Source organism: Polaribacter sp. NJDZ03 (genome assembly GCF_019263805.1).
In the GTDB taxonomy this organism is placed as follows: domain Bacteria; phylum Bacteroidota; class Bacteroidia; order Flavobacteriales; family Flavobacteriaceae; genus Polaribacter.
In genome coordinates this window covers 888840-908075 of the sequence record NZ_CP079195.1, presented here as the reverse complement: position 1 = coordinate 908075, position 19236 = coordinate 888840, and the positions used below count along the sequence as shown (strand labels likewise).

The window sequence follows — 19236 nt, the reverse complement described above, 5'->3', positions numbered from 1 at the left end:
TTTAAAAGAAATAAGTTAGATTTAATTTAGCTAAAAACGGAGTTCCTGGTGTAAAATGAATATCATCTACAGGCGCTAATTCTCCTTGTAATTGTGACGAGTCGTAAAAGACAGCTTCTCTCCAACTAGTGTCAAATAAGTTTTCAATAGAAATTCCTATTGTATATTTAGAAGTTGTATAATTAACAACAGCATCTGCAATAAAATAATCTTGTGCTATTATAGATGCGTCTTCGGTTAAAGGACGTTCTCCTAAATAACGATAACGTAGCGATGCTTTAATTCCGTTTTGTAAACGTAAAGTAGCACCACCAGTAGTGGTAAAACGAGGCGCACTCGGAATTTTATTATCCCCTTTAGGGGCATCTAATAAAGTACCGTAACTATAATTTAAATCTGTATCTATCCAAAAGTAGGGCAGAGGTTGGTATCTAAAAGAAGCCTCACTACCTAAACGTTTAGATCTTCCTTTGTTTTCGAACTCGAAACCATCAGACACAAATACAAATTCGGCATCACTTTGTAAATAATATGAAGTTAAATTACCTATAAAATTATCACCTATTTTAAATTCAGTCCCTAAGTCATACCCAGTTGCTTTTGGCAAAGGATTTATACTCTTGTTTTTTACTGCGGCATTTGCATAGTTAGAATGAAAACCAGTGCTTGCTTTTGCATAAAATTGAAGATCTTCTGTAGCGTCGTAAAACAGACTTAGTTTAGGGCTTAGTTTAAAAGCGGTTGTACTTCCTTGTTGCGGAGTTGGTATAATTTCTGTTACATTAAAGTCGAAATAATCTGCTCTTAACCCCGCTAAAACCGTTAATTTATTAGTAATTTGTATTCTTTCTTTAATAAATGCAGCGTAATTGGTTTCTTTAATTTTAAACCTATTTACATTTTCTAATAATTCTCTGCCAATAGTATGATTTAAACCAATGTAATTGTGATTATGTTTTGCAGACCAACCAAAGGTTGTGGTACTATTAGGTATTTCTAAAATGTTGTTTATGGCTATATTTCCTTTATAAGCAAAGACATCTCTGTTTTCTTGTTGATGAATCATATCTCCATGAACAGGATCGTTTTGAAAGAATGAAAAATTAGAAAACAAATTGTAGGTATTAGATACATAATACAACTGATTAATAAGCGTTGTATTGTTAGATAATGTAGAATTTAACTGTGCATTTACGTGTATTCTTTTAGTATCGCCACCTTCTTTATCATCAATAGCACCATATTTAGTTATAAGCCCGCTTTTTACAGCACGTAAAGGAATTTGTCCAGAAGCATTCCAATCACTATGAAAAGTAGAAAGAGAGGTTTTTAATTGATGTTTATCCGATAGGGAAATACTATATTTAGTAAAAGTATTTAAACGCCTAAGTTTTTGATTACTTTCAAAAAAACTGTTATTGTAAGTCCCTTCAATTGCTATATAAGCACTTTCATCATTTTTAGTTAAAAAATTCTTTTGATCTATAAGAGAAACCATTGCCAGAGCTCTTGTAAAATCATATTGACCATATTCTAGTTTTACAAAATTGCGATGTAGTTTGTCTTTGGTTGTAAATTTTGCAGCACCAGAAACAGCAAAGTTACCTAAAGAAGTTTCATGTGGTCCTTTGTAGTAATCTGCATTCTGAACCGTTTCTGGAATTAAAAAATGTAAATCGGCATACCCTTGTCCGTGTGCATGCGAACTTAAATTAATTCCAATATCATCTACCAAAACAGCAAAGTCAGTTCCATGATCATTATCAAAACCTCTAAGAAAAATTTGTTCTGCTTTTCCGCCACCTGCATGTTGGGCTATAAATAAACCAGGAACCGTTTTTAGAAAATCTTGCGAACTACTAATAGGTATTAATTGCAATGATATTTTAGAAACCTTATGAACACCTAGTTTTTTTTCGTCTTTAGAACTGATAATAATTTCAGAAAGTTCTGTAGTTTCTCTATCTAAAACAATAGCTAAATTGTTGGTTCCTTTTTTTAAGGTAATTGTCTTTTCTATATAGCCTTCTAACAAAAATGTTAGATTTATAGGTGCTTTTACAGCCGTAATAGAAAAGTTTCCTCTTTCATCAGTTGTTGTTAATACTGTTTTTCCGCTTGTTAAAATACGAACTTGAGAGATTGCTAACTGTGTTTCTGCATCAGTTATTTTACCTTTAATGGCCTTTTTTTGTGAGAATATGGGCAATGAAAAACACATAGCCCATACGCTGCATAAAATCAATTTTTTGTACATTTAAAAATGATGTTAAGCAGGTAAGGAAAGAAAATATGAAATAAACATAATTTTCTAACTCTTTACCCGAGAGTTAATATTATAAATTATTATCATAGTGGCAGGTCTCCTGACTCAACTTTATATTCATTTACCTTCCCATAGTCTTACTACAGTGGTTTACTTAATGAGTACTTTATAAGTTTTACAGTTGCGGGAACAGTCTTGGATTTACACCAAATTCCCTTTTAATCTTTACGAAAACGTAAAAAACCATTTGATGCAGCGAAGGTAGTACTTTTTAAATGAGTTAACTAATAGTAAAAACGGATTAATTAACGATTTTTTTGATAAAATCTAAACGTTTAGAAATAGTTGTTTTAGGTAGACTTTTAATTGAAAACCCTAAATTAGTATAAGTTTCTACCAATAAATTATGTAGCTTTTTAGCATCTTCGAAAGATTGAAGACGTTGTGGATCTTCGGTATAAATTTCTTGCCAAGGCGGAAGCATAAAAACAGTAATGTGATAATGTTTTTTATAATTAAAATTTAAAAATTTAGAACAAATAGGATGTTTTTTTAATTTTAAATAAGCAATATTATCTGCTAAACCACGATCTACAAAAGTAATTTTATTGCTTTTTATATTTAATTCTGCTGTTATTTTTTGATAGACTAAATTGGTAAACCCAACAACATCTTGCCAAGGAGTCTTGTTTCCTTTTTGCTCTTGCTGAGAAGTAATTAATTTTCTAGAAACTTCTTCAAAGCAATTAAAGCCATCTGTACGAAGGCTATCTATCAAGGTCGTTTTTCCAGTACCAGGAGCACCTGTAATAATATATTTTTTTTGAAGCTTAGACATTTTAAAACAGTAATAAAATTGCAATACTTAAAAGACAAAATAAGATACTTACAGCATAATTAATTCGACTAGCAATTTTAATTTCTTCGTGTTTAATTATACGGTTGTTACTACCAATAAAAGGTTTTTTAAGTAATTTTCCGTGATAATAATTAGGCCCTCCAAACTGACAATCTAAAATATAAGCTAATGCAGCTTCTGGGTAACCAGCATTTGGACTACTATGTTTTTTACCTTCTTTAAAAACAAAAGAAATTCCGCTTAACTTAAATTGAACAAGTAACATTAATATAGCTGTAATTCTAGCCGGAATATAATTGGCTACATCATCTAATTTAGCAGCAAACTTACCAAAAGATATATAACGATCGTTTTTATAACCAATCATAGAATCTAAAGTATTTATCATTTTATAAGCCATTACCCCAGGAATCCCAAAAATTAAAAAGTAAAAAAGAGGTGCAATCACTCCGTCACTTAAGTTTTCTGACATGGTTTCTAACGTGGCAATTCTAATTTGTTGTTCGCTTAAATTATTAGTTTCTCTACCTACAATCCAAGATAAACGTTTTCGTCCGGCTTCTAAACCTTCATTTTTGAGCGTATTAAAAACGGCATATCCTTCTTTTATCAATGTTTTGTTGGCAAGACAATAAAACAACATTATTATTGAAAACAAAATAGAAAGAATAGGGAAGTTGTACGCATTTAATAAACGAATAGTTAGGTAAGGAAATACAAAAGAAATACCAACCAATAGAATAGTTAATAGCGCACCTTTAAGGACTTTAGAAGCGCCTTTGTTTAATTTTTTTTCACCAAAATAAATACTATTTCCGTAACCAACAATTAGGTGCGGTAATTTTTTAGGATCTCCAAAAATGGCATCTAAAGCAAAAGCAATTATTAAAATGTAAATTGAGTTTAAATCCATTTTTTTAAAGCTTCAATTAAGGTATTATTCGCTTTTTTGCTTTGTGTAGAAAGGCGAATGTATTCTCCTTCTAAACCATTAAAATTAGTAGCATCTCTAATAAGAATTTGATGCTCTGTACTTAAATATTCTTTAAGTTTTTTTGCTGATGTATGCAGTAATTCAACTAAAAAATAAGAAGTAGTACTATCGCAAACTTTTATGCCTTCTAATGCTGTAAGTTGCTTTTTAAATAAGGCCGTTTCTTCTAATAATTCTGTACTATTAAATTGAAGCGAATTGTAATTGTTAAAAATATATTCTCCTGCTTTTATAGCCAATAAATTAACACTCCAAGGCATCTTTAAAGCTAAGAGATTGGTAATATTTAAAGCATTTGAAACTACATAACCAAGACGTAAACCAGGAATTGTAAATGTTTTGGTTAAAGAGCGAACAACTATTAAATTGATGTGTTTTTCTGTTAATGAAACGATAGATTCAACACTGTTTGTAAACTCAATATATGCTTCATCAATAATAAAAGTAGTATTTGGTTTTTGTTGAAAAAGAAGTTCTAATTCGCTTTTAGAAAAAATAGCTCCCGTAGGATTGTTTGGGTTGCATATAAAAATTAAGTCGGCATTTGTTTTATGTATTTCTGTTCTAGAAATTAACTCGTATTTTAATTTAAATATTTTACAAGCATCTTCATATTCAGAAAAAGTTGGTGCAATAATTGCTGCCTTTTTATCAGAAAAAAACTGAGCGATAAGATAAAAAGCTTCGGTTGCTCCGTTGGTAAATAAAAACTGTTCGTTTTTAAGGTTGAACTTTTTAGCAGCAAGAATATTCAATTCGTTTGCAGCAGGAGAAGGATAACTTTGTATTAAAGGAACGTGCTTTGAAACTTCATTAAGTAGCATTTCTGGACACCCTTTATAATATACGTTTGAGCTAAAATTATGTTTAATTTCTCCATCAATTAAATGAAGATCATCTCCGTGGCCGTTTAACATTCTTGTGCACTATTTTTTAGAATTGCTTCCATATCTAAGTTTTCATCAATCCAATCTGCTAATTTATCAAATTGTTGGGCTTTAAACTCCTTGTAGTTTATGGCTGTTGCGTCAGGGAATTTTAAATGTAGTAATTCGGTAACAACGTTTTGATTATCAAAAATACCATGAAGGTAAGTCCCCCAACTTTTATTGCCATCAAAATAGCCTTCTTCTTTACCGTTTATAATATTTAAATGGTTGTTTTTTGGAACGGTAGTTTCTCCCATATGAATCTCATAACCAATACAAACCTCTTTAAAATCTTTAAATTGAAAATTACGTTGTACGGTTTGTTTTGTTTTGGAAAGAGTTGTATCAATTTGAAACAAACCTAAACCTTCTTCTGATTTTACATTACTTTCTACGGAAAAAGGATCTTTAACCGTTTTACCTAACATTTGATATCCACCACAAATTCCGATAACAGGAATGTGTTTGTATTGTTCTTTAATAATAGTATCTAAACCGTCTTTTTTTAAGGCGATTAAATCTTCAATCGTATTTTTTGTCCCCGGAATAATAATAATATCTGCTTTATTAATTTCCGAAGAATTTCTAGTAAAATAAAGGTTGATTAATGGTTCTTGTTCTAAAACCTGAAAATCTGTATAATTAGACATATAATGAAGTCTAACAACCGCTATATTAAGTTTGTTTTCTTTTGCAGTTGTTGCTCTTCTATTTAAAGCAACAGAATCTTCTTCTTCTATAATAATATCTGTTGCGTAGGGTAAAACCCCTAAAATAGGAATACCTGTTAGTTCTTCTAGTTTCTTTTTTCCATCAACAAATAAAGAAGGATCGCCTCTAAATTTATTAATGATAATTCCTTTTACTAATTTACGTTCCCAATCTTCTAGCAACTCTATAGTACCATATACGCTTCCAAAAACACCGCCTTTATCAATATCTGCCACTAAATATACACAAGCATTTGCTGCTGCTGCCATTCGCATGTTTACAATATCTCTATGCTTTAAATTGAGTTCGCTAATGCTGCCAGCACCTTCCATTACAATTGGGTTGTGTTTAGAAGCTAATTGTTTAAACGATTTTTTAGCTTCTTCAAAAAGGTGTTTTTTATCATCACCTAAAAAATATTCTTTAGCGGTTTGGTTTCCTATTGGTTTTCCGTGTAAAATAATCTGAGATTTATTTACCGAAGATGGTTTTAATAAAATAGGATTCATTTCTACTGTTGGCGGAATTCCGCATGCTTCTGCTTGTACAGCTTGGGCTCTTCCAATTTCTAAATTATCTGGTGTAGAAAAACTATTTAAAGACATATTTTGCGCTTTAAATGGTGCGGGGTTATATCCTTTTTGTTTCAACCATCTGCAAATTCCAGTTGTTATCCAGCTTTTACCAACATCAGAGCCTGTGCCAACTAACATGATAGGTTGTAATTTTTGCATTCTAATTTTGTTTATTGTAGAAAACAAAAATATATAAATAATATAGACTTCGTATAGGGTTACCGATAAAGTTATTGCTAGAATTTTTTAATAATGTTGTTGTCTAGAGACAATTATAAAAATAATGATATAATTAGTCGTTTTTTATATTTATTGTATGAAAGTATAATCTGTAATATTTCTTTTTTTAGAAGTAATTTAGATTGAGTAGTGGTGTCGTATTTTGTCTTTTTTATAAAGCATCTTTATAGACCCAATGATTATCTTCTTTTACAAAACTAGAATTTTCATGAATGACATTTAAAGAGTTGTTTTCGTAAAAAAAAGCTTTAAACTCAACCGTATTTTCTGTTGATTTTAAAACATCTAGTTTTATCCATTCTACGGACTTTGTCCAAATTAATGTTTCTTTTTTTTCAGAATTTGATGGTCTAGTTGCACTATGATGACTTTTTTGTAAATAATCAACATCAGCCATCACAAAAGCACTATACCTAGAACGCATTAAAATTTCTGGGGTAGTTACAGAATTAATATCTTGATGCGCTTTTTTACAACAATCAATATATAACTTAGATGGATTACAAGGACACTTCATTGTTTTACTTTTATAAATACAATATATAATAATCCTTTTACATATCGATTTTATATTCGTTTAAATAGTCTAAAAAAACCATCTATATAAAAATATGAAATGTAGATTATTAAATTCATTAAATCTTAATATAAAATTTTTTACTCTAGAATAATTTGAAGGCATTATATATTTGATGTCATAAAGTTTTTAAAGAACGCTATTTCTTTTTTAATTCTGTGATATTATAAATACACCTTCATCTAAAAAGTTAAAACTTTACAAAAAAATATCACTAAATACAGTGAGTAAAAAAAGTTGAAGTACTTTTATCTTGCCATTAATTATAATTCCTTTTTTTTGATAAGGTTTATAATCAGTATTTATAATTGATTTTAAGAATTAAGATATATGATTCCAGTAGAAGACGCTAAAAAATATATAGAAAAATATAAAAAACCAGAAATAGATCGGTTTGAATTTCGTGCATTTTCTGAACCTTATAGAGTTTTAGCTAAAATTTTAGGAGGCTTTGATAAAGGCGAAAGAAGAACCTATTATAATGTAAGTGATTTTGTTGCCGTTTTTGACGATGCAATTACGGTAAATCCATGGAGAACCGAAGAAGGAATGCGTTTAGCAATTCAGTTATATGGTATTGTTCAAACTCCGTATTTAGCCGATATGTGGGATTTTATGGATACGTTACCTTATCAAAGAGGATACGACAGAAAAGCTTTTAGGTCTGTAAAAACGCAAGATACATTACGTAATAAATTACAGTTTTTCACCCATTTTTTACGATTAAGTAGAAGTGGGTTTGGCGGCTTAACATTACAAGAACAGTTTCAATATAGCACGTATTTTCCAGGATCGAGTAGTTATTTCTTAGCAACCTTACTGCATAATGGAGAAGGAGTGTTTGATGAGTTATTAGACGATATTATTCAGGGAGAAGATGAAATTGGTGGAATTAGTATAGATATTATAAAAGCATTATTACTATCTGAAGACGAAAAGCATTGGGAAATGGTTGGTAAATTATTACTTGCTGCCCAACGTCAAGAAGGATTAAGACAAACTATTCTAGAATCTTTAGATGAAGCTGGTCTTGGCGCTTTAAAATACATGATCAATATTGTTTTAGAAAACGACCTTACTCGTTTTAGTAGTGTTACAAGAGCAGTAAGTACTTGGTTTGGTTTAAATTGGGACACACCTAAAAAATCGGTAATAAATAGAGTTTTAGAATTGGCACAATCTTTAATTTTAAATTTAAAAGAAGTAGACACACTTCTTAAAAGTAAAGATAATTTAGAGGTTTTAGTTGCTTTATGGTCTATCGCTATTTTAGATGTAGACAAAGCAAATGCCAAAGCGTTAGATCTTGTTTTTACATCAGAAGATAGAAATAAAAAGATTTTAGCCTTATATTTTATATCTAAAACAGACAGAACAAACGATTCTTTAGTAGAGTATTTTAAAAATGAAATTGGTAAAGATTATGCTTTAGATCATTGGATGGCAGTAAATTTACCACACAATACTTCATTAGATAATGATACTTTTTCAAAATTATTTGAAGTAGCAAAAACAGCAGAAGAAAAAGGGAAAACTTTCGAGAGTAAAATATTCTCTTGGTGGAGTTTTACACCTAATTCTTATTATTTTTATCAGTTTCTTTTACATGAAGCTACAGAGCAGCAATTAAAATTAATGGCGAACGATTTAGAAGCGTTGCCAACGGAATTTAGAGAGAGTTACATTCGTAAAGTTTTCCCTATAGATTACAGTTATTCTTTTTACAATTATCAAAAAGATTCAGAGAAAAAAGAACCTTTAAATTTTGATAAAAATTCGTGGAAAAGAGCTTTAGCAAGAAAAGCAATTTATAACAGAAACGAATTGTTAATGGCTACCGGACTTAATTTGTTTAGTAGAATGCATCTTTATGATGAAGATTTAGAAATTGCAGAAGATTTATTAAGAAGAAAACATAAAGAATTACGTACTTCTTTAATTCAGTTATTGGTAAAATTACCAGCAGATCGTTTAAGAAATAGTGCTACAAATTTGGTAACAGCAAAAAGTATAGATCAACGTTTAGGAGGTTTAGAAATGTTAACGCTTTTACACGACGAAAATAGACAGTCTAACTTTGTAGAAGATCAAATTCGTATGTATAACGAACGACCTAAAATTACCAAAAACGAACAAGTTTATTTAGATAAATTTTCTGACAATGCAGAAGAGTTTAATTATAGTAATGGTTTTGGAGCTATAGATTATGATAACTTAACACCATTATATATACCACAATCTCGTTTTGAAAAAAAGACGAGTTTCTTTGATAAATTAGGAATTACCACTTCAGAATCTGCAGGATTTAAATTTAAAGAATTTATAGACGCTAATAAGATTATAAAAGAGGTTAATAAGTTAATAGCAATTGTTACTAAAAACAAACATTTCGAATATCAAGCGGAACTATATAGAGGAGAAATAGCAACCACTTATATAGAAAAAGGGATTCGTAGTATAAAAAGATTAGATGAAGATGCTACTGCAGAAGATCATTTACAGAACCTTCCTTTAGCAAAATTATGGATTGCTTGGTACGAGCAAAGTACGCTTAATGATTTTGAAATGCATGCTGCAATCCGTTACATTAATAATCATAATAATCCATTTGGAGATTACAAAGAATTAGGCACTTTTGCGAGACAATATTATCCAGATTTAAGCGGATTAAATTTAGATAAAGAAGAGCGTTATAACTCAAAATCTGAGGCTTATAATGAAATTTTACAACGTCTATATAAAGTGTATGTAGAAGAAAAAACAATAGCTAATTTTAAGCTAGATGTTATGGAAGATATGATTGCTAATTTTCCAGAGAAGCTGAAGTTAGTACAATATCAAACGTCTAATTATCGCTATAATAAAAAAACGTACAATTGGGCAAACATCATTTTACCACTTGTACCAAGTTTAAGTATTAATCACTTGGAACTTCTTACAGAAGCGCAAGTGCATAAATATTGGAGCTTTTATATGTATTTAGTTGCACAAGATATAGAATATCCTAATGCAACTGCAGATGTAAGCGTAATTACAAAACAATTCAGTAGACCCGGAATTGTTCCATTTCCGAGTATTGCTGTTACATTAAGATTGTACAAAAAAGGATTAATTAATGATGATGATTTATGTTTACAAGCTTTACATTCTCGTCAATTAATGTCTCTTATGGACGGTGGTTATAATTCTAGAATGAATTATAAATGGATAGAAAGAGGCTGTGTATCTAAACATGTTTTTGCAGCTTTAAAAACCAATTTATTAGAAACAGAATTAGAACGTGGAGATTTAGAAACCACCGCTACAGGTTACATGAATGGTATTCATCGTGTAGAAGGTGTAGATTATGTATTTAGAATTTTAGAACGTTTAGGCAAAGATAATTTTGAGCGTGGTTACAGTTATTACGGAGAGAGTAAAAAAACTATTTTTAGTGCTATGCTTAAAAAATCTCTTTTTAAAGATACCGAAAGTTATGCCGATTTTGCTGCACGTGCAGATGCTTCTAAAGTGACTAAAAAACGTTTGATAGAACTTGCCTGTTATGCAACACAATGGACAGGTGTTATTGGAGAATATTTAGGTTTAGAAAAATTAGAAGATGCCGTTTGGTGGTTTCAAGCACACGCTTCAGATCGTATGAATAGCGAACAAGAAACCATTATTTCTCGTTATTCTAACATTCCAAAAAGTGATTTTGCTCTTGGTGCTATAGATGTAGATTGGTTTAATAGAGTGTATAAAACCATCGGAAAAGCCAATTGGAAATTACTACATGATGCAGCCAAATATATTTCTGACGGAAATGGACATAGACAAGTAAAATTATATTCTAGCGTAATGTTAGGTGAAGTAAAAATTACTGAAACCTTAAAGAAAATTAAAGACAAGCGAGACAAAGATTATGTGCGTGCTTTAGGTTTAATTCCGTTAAGTAAAACCATACCAGAAAAAGATTTATTAAAGCGTTACAATCTGTTGCAAGATTTCTTAAAAGAGAGCAAGCAATTTGGAGCACAGCGTCAAGAAAGTGAAGCGATTGCTGTAGAAATTGGTTTAGATAATTTATCGCGTAACGCAGGTTATCAAGATCGTGTACGTTTTAGTTGGGCAATGGAAGCAAAGGCGACTCAAAAAATCATGGAGAATGCTAAAATTTCCATAGAAGAAACAGAAATAGAATTAGTAATTAATAATCTTGGTAAAACAGATATTAAGGTTACCAAAGCAGGTAAATCGTTAAAAAATATTCCTGCAAAATTACGTAAGGATAAGGAAGTAATCGCTTTAAAAGAGAACAAAACATACCTTTCTAGACAATACAGCAGAACCCGTTTATCATTAGAAAATGCAATGGTAAATGAAGATGAATTTACAGCGCTAGAAATTCATAATATGATGCAACATCCTATTGTAAGAGTGATGTTGAGTAAATTAGTAATGTACGTTCCAGAAAAAGAAATTTCTGGTTTTTACAATGAAAGTGTTTTAACAGATGCTACCGGTAAAACGCATCAATTAGAAGAAAACGACCTTTTAGTTATTGCGCACGCATCTCATTTATACAAAGCAGTAGAATGGGATATGTATCAGAAATACTTATTTGCAGAACGCTTAACGCAACCTTTTAAACAAGTATTTAGAGAGTTGTATTTAGTTACAGATGATGAACGTGAACACAGCAATCGTTCCGAACGTTACCAAGGACACCAAATTCAGCCTAAAAAAACCATAGCACTTTTAAGAAGTAGAGGTTGGACGGTAAGTATGGAAGAAGGTTTGCAAAAAGTATATCATAAAAAAGGTTTTATAGCAACAATGTATGCTATGGCAGATTGGTATTCGCCCTCAGAAGCAGAAGCACCAACCATAGAAGATATCTGTTTTCATTCTGTAGATACGTATCAAAGAATTCCGCTTACCGAGATTCCGACTGTAATTTTCAGTGAAATTATGCGAGATATAGATCTTGTGGTAAGTGTTGCTCATGTTGGTGGTGTAGATCCAGAAGCAAGTCATAGTACCATGCAAATGCGTGCTGCTTTGGCAGAAGAATCAGCAAGATTATTCAAGCTTAAAAACATTACCGTTAAAGAGCGTTTTGTGTTTATTAAAGGAACCTTTGGCGAATATAGTATTCATTTAGGAAGTGGTCAGGTTAGCAAAAACGGATTAGCATTGTCTATAATTCCGGTGCATAGTCAACATAGAGGTCGTATGTTTTTACCATTTGTAGACGACGATCCAAAATCGGCAGAAATTATTTCTAAAATGAAATTACTTTCAGAAGACAATAAAATTCAAGATCCAACAATTTTAGCACAGATTAATAGCTAATTTAAAAATAATACCAAATGAATTTTAAAGTTATTGATGATAAATTTGAATTATTTTTTATTAATATGAAATAGAAAATCTAATCATAGCCTTAGTTATGGTTCTATTTTATATTAAAATATTAAGGAAAAAGAAACGAATTTAATCGATCATTTTGATGTTTATTTGGTATAACAAGGGCGTTACCTCGCTTAGGCGAGGTCGGGCTTTTGTTGCAAGTCCTCGTGCTAACGCACTGTGGGCTTTCCACGACAATCCCTAACGCAAAAAACATTTAGCATATTATGGAATTAACGTTACAACTAAAAAGACTAGGCAAGAAGAAGGTTAAAAAAGTGCCTTTTACTTTAGAAGAAAATCCTAAAAATTTAGAAGAATTATTAATTGGTTGTGTAAAAAATCAAGTAGAAGCTTTTAATAAAAAACGAACAGAAGTTAATGTAATTGGGTTTTTAAGTCCTGCAGAAATACAAGAAAAAGCAGAAAGTGGTAAAGTAGAATTTGGTGAGTTAGCCAATACAGATTTAGCAAATTTGCAACAAGCAATAGACAATGTTTTACTTTCTTTTAAAGACGGTTTGTTTGTCGTTTTTGTAGATGAAGACGAAATTACCGATTTAAAAGCACCTTTAGAATTAACGTCAGAAAGTGTCATTGCATTTATAAGAATGACGTTTTTAGTAGGTACGTATTGGTAGTATTTTAAATTTAGTAAATATGGATATTGAAAACATACAAAACCAATTAGCAGCACAAATTGTTAATCATCATAAAACTTGGAGCAATTTATTAGTGAACCTAGAATTCGGCAATGAAGCTTCCAGTTATTGGGATGTTACCTTAGAACCAACTAACGTTTCTGTTGAGGTTAATACTAATTCTTTCACTTTTGATAATGCCAAATTTATATTTGATGTAAATGTAGGAGTTTCTTACGGAGATGATGTTCAAATTTTCACCAAACAAATTTCGGGTAAAGGAGTTTGTCAACTTGTTGAAAATAAGACAATTAATCTTACAGAATTAAAAATAGAGGAGTAGCGTTTAAAAAACAAATCTTAATAAAAAATGCTATTCAATATTAATAAAAAAAAAGGATCAAGTTAAAAAAATAGCAAGAAAATTAATGGAAAAACAATTTAAAACTAAAACAGGATTTTGTCATATTTTACCACATAAAATTATTTTAACAAGAGATGGAATCATTGGGAATGTGGCAAAAGTGGCTGTTGGAAAAAGCATCACTCGAGTTTTAATAATTTATGGAGGAATTTCTATTTTCTTACTTTATTCAGCATTTGATAGTTTTCAAACAGGTCAAATTCCAATGTCTATATTTTATTTAATAATTGGTTTATTTCTAATGTATGGAATATTTGCAAGCTTTAATAACTCTGCAACACCAATAATAGAAAGAAAAGACATTACGAGTATTAAATTAAAAAAAGCAATATTCGGAATAACGCGTTCTCGTTTTGAAGTTCTTTTTAAAGATGAAAACGGAAAAATTAAGAAGCGTATCATAATGTTACCAGGTTCATTAGATAATGGAAAAAATGAAACCGAAATAGCAAAAAAAATAATGAAAGAAGAGAAGTTATTAGATGAATAAACATAAAGAAATACTAAATGTTATGAAAAATAATAGGTTTAAAGCTAACCTTTTCTTTGTCCGAGATTGTTATATTTATTTAAGTTGCTTTATTGTTTTTGTAATGCTTGGTATTGTTTTAATTCCGAATTTCTATTTTAGAGTTTATTAACCAAATATGTTTTTTAACATGGCATTTGTGTATATATGATACTAAAACAATTTAAGATAAAAAGTTAGATTTTCAGAAGAAATAAAGGTGTAATTTTATCGAAAATTAGTACATAAAATAGCAGCGAAAACGAATAATAATGGTTGAAATTATAAAAGCAAACACAACTCATTCCGAATTAATTGTAGAAATAGGAAAACAGGCTTTTCTTGAATCTCATGGACATAGTGCTTCTAAAGAAGATATAGCACTTTATATTTCTAAAGCATATAATAAAGAAGCGATTCTTACAGAGTTAGAAAACAAAAAAGTACAGTATCATCTTATTTATACTGATACTGTTATTGCTGGTTTTTCTAAAATAGAATTAGATACTACCAACAAAAATATAAATGATGTAACTATTACAAAGCTAGATAGAATATATCTTTTAGAACGTTTTCATGGCCAAAAATTAGGTGCTCAATTATTTGATTTTAATATAGAATTATCAAAGAAAAATAACCAGAATGGTATTTGGTTAGCCGTTTGGACAGAGAACCAAAAGGCCGTGAAATTTTATAAAAAAAGGGGCTTTAATATTGCTGGAGCATTCGATTTTAAAATATCAGAGACACATACCAATCCAAATCATATAATGTATTTAAAATACTAAAAATTAAAATTTAACGATAGATTCAACAAGGTGTTCTTATACTAAAGAATGCCTTTTTTTGTACATTATATTTTTAAAAAAAGTATAGAAGAGATAAACCGTTATATTTTGAAATAGCTGAATACAGTGATAAAAATTTTTAGATGCTTCTCTAGTTTTGTAGTAAATAATAAAAACAAAACATGATGAGCAATACAGTTAACGGAAACGAAAATTCAAAAGAAATAGAAAAAATAATTGAACAAACTGAAAATAGTGATAAAAAAATATATCCTATTTTAAAACCAGGAAATTGGGTTGGTTTAAAAGCAGGTGCTTTAAGTAATACTTTAATTCCTGCTGAAAATGGAGCAGAAGTGGTAATTGCATATGGAATGGATACACCAGATAACTTTGTGTTTTTAACTCAAAAACATTTAGAAACTATGGATGGGAAACAAATTACAAGTGAAGCTTTTGAAAACTTAGGAAACTATGAAGCAGAATTAGAATTTGTTGGATCATTAGATAATAAAGCGGTTGCTACTAACGGAAAAGATTTTTCTAGTGAAATAATTCTTTCTAAAGCACATATGTTAAAAGCACATGCTATGTTAGATGCAGAAGAATTATTGGTGTCTATACCTAGAAGAACGTGTATGACCATTATTTCTAGAGATGTAGATGAAGAAACAATGAATAAATTTGCATACCTACACAACTTTACTTGGAATGATGATAGTTTTGGAAATGCGCCTATTACCAATTCTCTTTTTATTGTAAAAGAAGGAACTATTGTAGGACATATTCCATTATAATTCAATTTAAATAATTACAAAAAAGGCATTCTTATTTTTAAGAATGCCTTTTTTTATGGAGTTAATTCTATTTTAATAAATAAATTACTAAATATTAAAATAGCTGAATACAGTGATAAAAAAACGTATGTGCTTCTTTAATTTTGTCGTAAATCTATGAGATGTAGCTTTATAAGTATAGCAAATTATATCGTCTTTTCGTTAGTTGTAAATAATTAGCGATACATATTAAAAAACAACTTTTAAAAATTATAAATTGAAAAATCTAGCCCCTGGTATTAACGATAGTGTACAAAATTTAATGGTAGATGTCTTTGAATCTATTAGCGCTTCTGATAAAGGAACAATAGAGATTAGGGAACTTTTAGATACCAGAAGTATTTTTGAACTCGTTTTTGAAATTGTTAAAGAGAGTGGTTTTTACAGTCAGGATGAAAATTTTAATCTTATAAAAGCTTTAAATATAGATACGGATGAAGATAGTTTAGAAGACGCTTTATGTGCTTCTTGGGTAACTATGGGCACAAATTTAAACACCGCAAAAACACAAGAAGAATTTAATGCTAAATTTGCCTTATTTGTACCCATCATTCTTAAAAAGATGGAGGCTATTAAGCGTATAGCAGGTTAAAAGAACCCTCAAGATTTATCATTTTACTATTCAAAACAAAACTTATGAAAATAGAAAAATTAATAAAAACTCGTGAGCCTTATCAGGAAATGTTATTTGACAGTTTCTTAATAGAAGACATAAAGTCGTACGAGGAACTTATAGATGTTTATAAAACCTATAAACAAAATAATCCAGACAAAACCATAATATTAACCCTTGATGATTTAGGTCAAGCTGAATATACCAGTGGTCACGCTTGTGATTGGAATTCTCTTCTGGATACAGAAGGATATGATTTATCTGGACTTGACAAAGCATGCTATGATGAAGATAACGAGCACTTGGGGCATCTTTCTACACCATCTGAATATTTTATTATAAGAGAAAACTTTTTAAAACAAACAAAAGGCATTGATTTTAAAAAAGTTTGTGAAAGAAACATAAACAATTCTGAAGATGATGTTTTAGATTTAGAAAACATGAATGAATCTCCATTAGCATTTTTAGACAAACAGGTGATTCTTAAAATTCTTCCCGTAGAAAAGCCATACGAAGGACTTACCGGATTTCCGAATGGATACTTTAGTGCAGATTTAAGTCCTTTTGAAAATTATGCTTTATCTAAGCACTTATTTGATAAATACAATCTTGAACTTTTTGGCATTGGTGCTTCCTTTTTAGGATTCATTAAAAATGAGCATTTAAAAGACAATGAATTAAAAGCATTGATAGCCGACTTAGCAAAACTGTATAACACCACCGAATCAGAATTTGAAAAATTAGCAAACATCATTAAAAATAAAAACCATTTATTTTTAAGATATACCGAATAATTTCAGTCATAAAAAAACTAAAAAGCCCAATTATAAAATTTATAATTGGTTTTTTTTATTACTTACGATACGTAATTAAAATTTATTCTGAATAGGCTTTAATCAATTTGTATAAAGTCATTTTTGTTTTAAACAAACCACCATCATCATGACGAAAAATATAAAGTGTTTTACCATCGTGTCTATCAACAAATAACAAATCCCCTTCTGAATTTTTTCCAATAGTGATACTCGAAGATAACATTCCCGTTTGCCATTTTTTTCCTTTTTGGTCGTACATTGTAGATCCGAATATATCATTTAATGTAGTGGCATAAGCTCTTAAGGCACGAGCTTCGCTCACTTCCATACCATCAATATTTGTTAATGAAATCATCTTTTCAAAACTATATAGTTTAAAATCTTCATCTTCTACAGTAACTGTTCTCGGTTTTTCTGAAATAAAATCTCTATAATTTTTTCTAAACAAGTTTTTAGCAAGGTCAATGCTTTCTATAATAAAATCTGTACTCATAATTATATTTTTTAAATATTAGTTTTTAGTATTTTCTTTGGTTTTAGTATCTACAATCTGTAGTAACGTTGGCATTCGGTATTTACCGTGCATTCGTTCTATGGCGTGGCAAATCTCCTCTTTATCAACTCCAATAGTGGTCACATACAATGGCTTTTTACTTTCGCCACGAATCACTTCTTTAAATACAGATGTTTTAGACACAAACTCAGATTTAGCAATACCAACAACCGGAATTTTGGCTTCTAAATATTGGTACAAATAGCCACCTAAACCCAAATGTTTTTCTTCTAGAATAACGTAACCATCAACGATAATTAAGTCTACTTCTTCTAAATTCACTTGTTTAAGCAGACTTAAAATACACGGTAATTCGCGTTTGTAAAAAGATCCTGGTTCATACGGTTCTACACCTTCAATAATATCTGTGTAAATTTGTGTAGGTACTTCATCTTCCCAATTGTTAAAGCTTACAGCAATTGTTTTCGCCTTTCCGTCGTAATAATAAGTGTCAAAAGCAAGTTTCATAATTGTTGTTTTTATCCTTTTTCAGTTTGATGTTCGTAATAACTCAATGCTTCAGCTCTCACTAAATCGGTATAATTCTTATTCTCAGAAATCGATTTTAATAAATCGATATGTTTTTTACGTTCCTGTTCTTTTAAACCATTGATAAATCGATTCAACAAAAGGGTAGTAGTAATCGTTCCGTTTTCTGTATTAAATTTCAGCAATTCAGCATTATAAATATTGTAATCTGGTTGATCTATAGCTTCTATTAAATGAATGAAAGAAAAATCTTCTTCTAACTCTGGATCTTGCCGTTTTAGAAAATCAAAAAGTACCTGAATCAATTGTTGCTTTTGAGAACTTGTAAACGTTTTTACATCCCTTAATTCGTTTCCAATAGCATCAAAGAATTCACTAATTTCATAAGCTTCCATATCATCATTGACGTCGAAGTTTTGAATTTTTATGATGGCATTTTCTAAATCCATATTGTTATTTTACTATTCGAATTATTACTTGTAATAAGAGTCTACTTAAACTTCTTATTTAAATACGTTTATTCTCCCTTTTTGTAAAAGCTAAAATTATTCAAATCAATTTCGTAGTTTAAAGCTTTTACATCATTAACAGCCGGTTGATGAATACTGACTGTGTTGTTTTTCTCATTCCATTTAAAATTTGTAATTCTAGCATAAAATTTTAGTGGAATATAGAATGATGCCTTCGGATTATTTTTCTGTAATTTTGATGGAAATGTCCCTTCTTCCTTTAAATTAGGATACACTTTTGTGTCAAAAAGGAAAATTTTACAATACGCATTATCATCAACATTTGCAGATTCCATATATAGCACTAAACTACCATCTAAAGACTGAGAAACATGACTTTCATCTTCTTGAAATTTGGCTCTATTTGTATAATTAATGATAGAATATGTTGCTAAACAAACAAGAAATACGGTAAGTAATAGTACTATTTTTTTCATCTAATTGATATTTTGAAGTTGTGGAATGATATTTTTTTAATTACTTATTAAATCATAAACAATATTGTGTTTCACTTC

At 29.9% G+C, this 19236-nt stretch carries 18 protein-coding genes and 1 riboswitch; of the genes, 8 read left to right on the top strand and 10 right to left on the bottom strand.

Annotated elements, in window-relative coordinates; translation table 11 throughout:
• Position 1: 1 nt before the first annotated feature.
• From KV700_RS03855 to KV700_RS03830, 6 genes are all read right to left on the bottom strand, one after another.
• Positions 2 to 2257 carry a TonB-dependent receptor gene (locus KV700_RS03855; RefSeq protein WP_218599251.1) on the bottom strand — a complete coding sequence of 752 codons (2256 nt, stop codon included), beginning with the start codon at positions 2255 to 2257 and terminating at the stop codon, positions 2 to 4.
• 81 nt (positions 2258 to 2338) lie between these two features.
• Positions 2339 to 2529: riboswitch (cobalamin riboswitch) on the bottom strand.
• Positions 2530 to 2567: 38 nt separating this feature from the next.
• Positions 2568 to 3104: an AAA family ATPase gene (locus KV700_RS03850; RefSeq protein WP_166382351.1), complete on the bottom strand. Its 537-nt coding sequence runs from the start codon at positions 3102 to 3104 to the stop codon at positions 2568 to 2570.
• 1 nt (position 3105) lies between these two features.
• Positions 3106 to 4038: an adenosylcobinamide-phosphate synthase CbiB gene (gene cbiB, locus KV700_RS03845; protein ID WP_218599250.1), complete on the bottom strand. Its 933-nt coding sequence runs from the start codon at positions 4036 to 4038 to the stop codon at positions 3106 to 3108.
• The gene (locus KV700_RS03840; RefSeq protein WP_218599249.1) at positions 4029 to 5036 is read right to left on the bottom strand and encodes a histidinol-phosphate transaminase; all 1008 of its coding nucleotides are present in this window, start codon (positions 5034 to 5036) and stop codon (positions 4029 to 4031) included. The genes cbiB and KV700_RS03840 overlap by 10 nt, the downstream gene beginning before the upstream one ends.
• The gene (locus KV700_RS03835) at positions 5030 to 6493 is read right to left on the bottom strand and encodes a cobyric acid synthase (protein WP_218599248.1); all 1464 of its coding nucleotides are present in this window, start codon (positions 6491 to 6493) and stop codon (positions 5030 to 5032) included. The genes KV700_RS03840 and KV700_RS03835 overlap by 7 nt, the downstream gene beginning before the upstream one ends.
• A gap of 232 nt (positions 6494 to 6725) precedes the next feature.
• Entirely contained in the window at positions 6726 to 7091 is a 366-nt protein-coding gene (locus KV700_RS03830) for a YchJ family protein (protein WP_218599247.1), read from the bottom strand.
• 390 nt (positions 7092 to 7481) lie between these two features.
• Between KV700_RS03830 and KV700_RS03825 the strand changes: the two genes are divergently transcribed.
• The 8 genes from KV700_RS03825 to KV700_RS03790 all read left to right on the top strand — a co-directional run bounded on the left by KV700_RS03825 (position 7482) and on the right by KV700_RS03790 (position 17149).
• The gene (locus tag KV700_RS03825; protein ID WP_218599246.1) at positions 7482 to 12488 is read left to right on the top strand and encodes a DUF4132 domain-containing protein; all 5007 of its coding nucleotides are present in this window, start codon (positions 7482 to 7484) and stop codon (positions 12486 to 12488) included.
• A gap of 284 nt (positions 12489 to 12772) precedes the next feature.
• Positions 12773 to 13186 (top strand): hypothetical protein, encoded by a 414-nt coding sequence (locus KV700_RS03820; protein WP_166382363.1) that lies wholly within the window; start codon positions 12773 to 12775, stop codon positions 13184 to 13186.
• 19 nt (positions 13187 to 13205) lie between these two features.
• Complete coding sequence (locus KV700_RS03815) at positions 13206 to 13529, top strand: hypothetical protein (RefSeq protein WP_166382365.1); 324 nt, start codon at positions 13206 to 13208, stop codon at positions 13527 to 13529.
• An 85-nt stretch (positions 13530 to 13614) separates the two neighbouring features.
• Positions 13615 to 14100, top strand: coding sequence for a phosphoribosylaminoimidazolesuccinocarboxamide synthase (locus KV700_RS03810; RefSeq protein WP_218599245.1), 486 nt, complete (start codon positions 13615 to 13617; stop codon positions 14098 to 14100).
• Between the two features lie 290 nt (positions 14101 to 14390).
• Positions 14391 to 14906 (top strand): N-acetyltransferase, encoded by a 516-nt coding sequence (locus tag KV700_RS03805; RefSeq protein ID WP_166382369.1) that lies wholly within the window; start codon positions 14391 to 14393, stop codon positions 14904 to 14906.
• Positions 14907 to 15091: 185 nt separating this feature from the next.
• Entirely contained in the window at positions 15092 to 15703 is a 612-nt protein-coding gene (locus KV700_RS03800) for a DUF1444 family protein (protein WP_166382371.1), read from the top strand.
• 256 nt (positions 15704 to 15959) lie between these two features.
• On the top strand, positions 15960 to 16334 hold the full coding sequence (locus tag KV700_RS03795) for a hypothetical protein (protein WP_240914543.1): 375 nt from the start codon (positions 15960 to 15962) through the stop codon (positions 16332 to 16334).
• Positions 16335 to 16378: 44 nt separating this feature from the next.
• A complete protein-coding gene (locus KV700_RS03790; RefSeq protein WP_218599244.1) occupies positions 16379 to 17149 on the top strand; it encodes a hypothetical protein in 771 nt (256 codons plus the stop codon).
• A gap of 82 nt (positions 17150 to 17231) precedes the next feature.
• Here KV700_RS03790 and KV700_RS03785 read toward each other — a convergent pair whose 3' ends face one another.
• The 4 genes from KV700_RS03785 to KV700_RS03770 all read right to left on the bottom strand — a co-directional run bounded on the left by KV700_RS03785 (position 17232) and on the right by KV700_RS03770 (position 19158).
• Positions 17232 to 17663, bottom strand: coding sequence for a hypothetical protein (locus KV700_RS03785; RefSeq protein ID WP_218599243.1), 432 nt, complete (start codon positions 17661 to 17663; stop codon positions 17232 to 17234).
• An 18-nt stretch (positions 17664 to 17681) separates the two neighbouring features.
• Positions 17682 to 18191 carry an endonuclease V gene (locus KV700_RS03780; protein WP_166382377.1) on the bottom strand — a complete coding sequence of 170 codons (510 nt, stop codon included), beginning with the start codon at positions 18189 to 18191 and terminating at the stop codon, positions 17682 to 17684.
• A gap of 11 nt (positions 18192 to 18202) precedes the next feature.
• Positions 18203 to 18661, bottom strand: coding sequence for a hypothetical protein (locus KV700_RS03775; RefSeq protein WP_218599242.1), 459 nt, complete (start codon positions 18659 to 18661; stop codon positions 18203 to 18205).
• Between the two features lie 68 nt (positions 18662 to 18729).
• Positions 18730 to 19158, bottom strand: a complete 429-nt coding sequence (locus KV700_RS03770; protein WP_218599241.1) for a hypothetical protein — start codon at positions 19156 to 19158, stop codon at positions 18730 to 18732.
• Positions 19159 to 19236: the final 78 nt, after the last annotated feature.

What these genes read in the sequence shown, in the direction of transcription:
- KV700_RS03855 (WP_218599251.1), bottom strand. Translation starts at nt 2,257, where the DNA reads ATGTACAAAAAATTGATTTTATGCAGCGTATGGGCTATGTGTTTTTCA.
- KV700_RS03850 (WP_166382351.1), bottom strand. Translation starts at nt 3,104, where the DNA reads ATGTCTAAGCTTCAAAAAAAATATATTATTACAGGTGCTCCTGGTACT.
- cbiB (WP_218599250.1), bottom strand. Translation starts at nt 4,038, where the DNA reads ATGGATTTAAACTCAATTTACATTTTAATAATTGCTTTTGCTTTAGAT.
- KV700_RS03840 (WP_218599249.1), bottom strand. Translation starts at nt 5,036, where the DNA reads ATGTTAAACGGCCACGGAGATGATCTTCATTTAATTGATGGAGAAATT.
- KV700_RS03835 (WP_218599248.1), bottom strand. Translation starts at nt 6,493, where the DNA reads ATGCAAAAATTACAACCTATCATGTTAGTTGGCACAGGCTCTGATGTT.
- KV700_RS03830 (WP_218599247.1), bottom strand. Translation starts at nt 7,091, where the DNA reads ATGAAGTGTCCTTGTAATCCATCTAAGTTATATATTGATTGTTGTAAA.
- KV700_RS03825 (WP_218599246.1), top strand. Translation starts at nt 7,482, where the DNA reads ATGATTCCAGTAGAAGACGCTAAAAAATATATAGAAAAATATAAAAAA.
- KV700_RS03820 (WP_166382363.1), top strand. Translation starts at nt 12,773, where the DNA reads ATGGAATTAACGTTACAACTAAAAAGACTAGGCAAGAAGAAGGTTAAA.
- KV700_RS03815 (WP_166382365.1), top strand. Translation starts at nt 13,206, where the DNA reads ATGGATATTGAAAACATACAAAACCAATTAGCAGCACAAATTGTTAAT.
- KV700_RS03810 (WP_218599245.1), top strand. Translation starts at nt 13,615, where the DNA reads ATGGAAAAACAATTTAAAACTAAAACAGGATTTTGTCATATTTTACCA.
- KV700_RS03805 (WP_166382369.1), top strand. Translation starts at nt 14,391, where the DNA reads ATGGTTGAAATTATAAAAGCAAACACAACTCATTCCGAATTAATTGTA.
- KV700_RS03800 (WP_166382371.1), top strand. Translation starts at nt 15,092, where the DNA reads ATGAGCAATACAGTTAACGGAAACGAAAATTCAAAAGAAATAGAAAAA.
- KV700_RS03790 (WP_218599244.1), top strand. Translation starts at nt 16,379, where the DNA reads ATGAAAATAGAAAAATTAATAAAAACTCGTGAGCCTTATCAGGAAATG.
- KV700_RS03785 (WP_218599243.1), bottom strand. Translation starts at nt 17,663, where the DNA reads ATGAGTACAGATTTTATTATAGAAAGCATTGACCTTGCTAAAAACTTG.
- KV700_RS03780 (WP_166382377.1), bottom strand. Translation starts at nt 18,191, where the DNA reads ATGAAACTTGCTTTTGACACTTATTATTACGACGGAAAGGCGAAAACA.
- KV700_RS03775 (WP_218599242.1), bottom strand. Translation starts at nt 18,661, where the DNA reads ATGGATTTAGAAAATGCCATCATAAAAATTCAAAACTTCGACGTCAAT.
- KV700_RS03770 (WP_218599241.1), bottom strand. Translation starts at nt 19,158, where the DNA reads ATGAAAAAAATAGTACTATTACTTACCGTATTTCTTGTTTGTTTAGCA.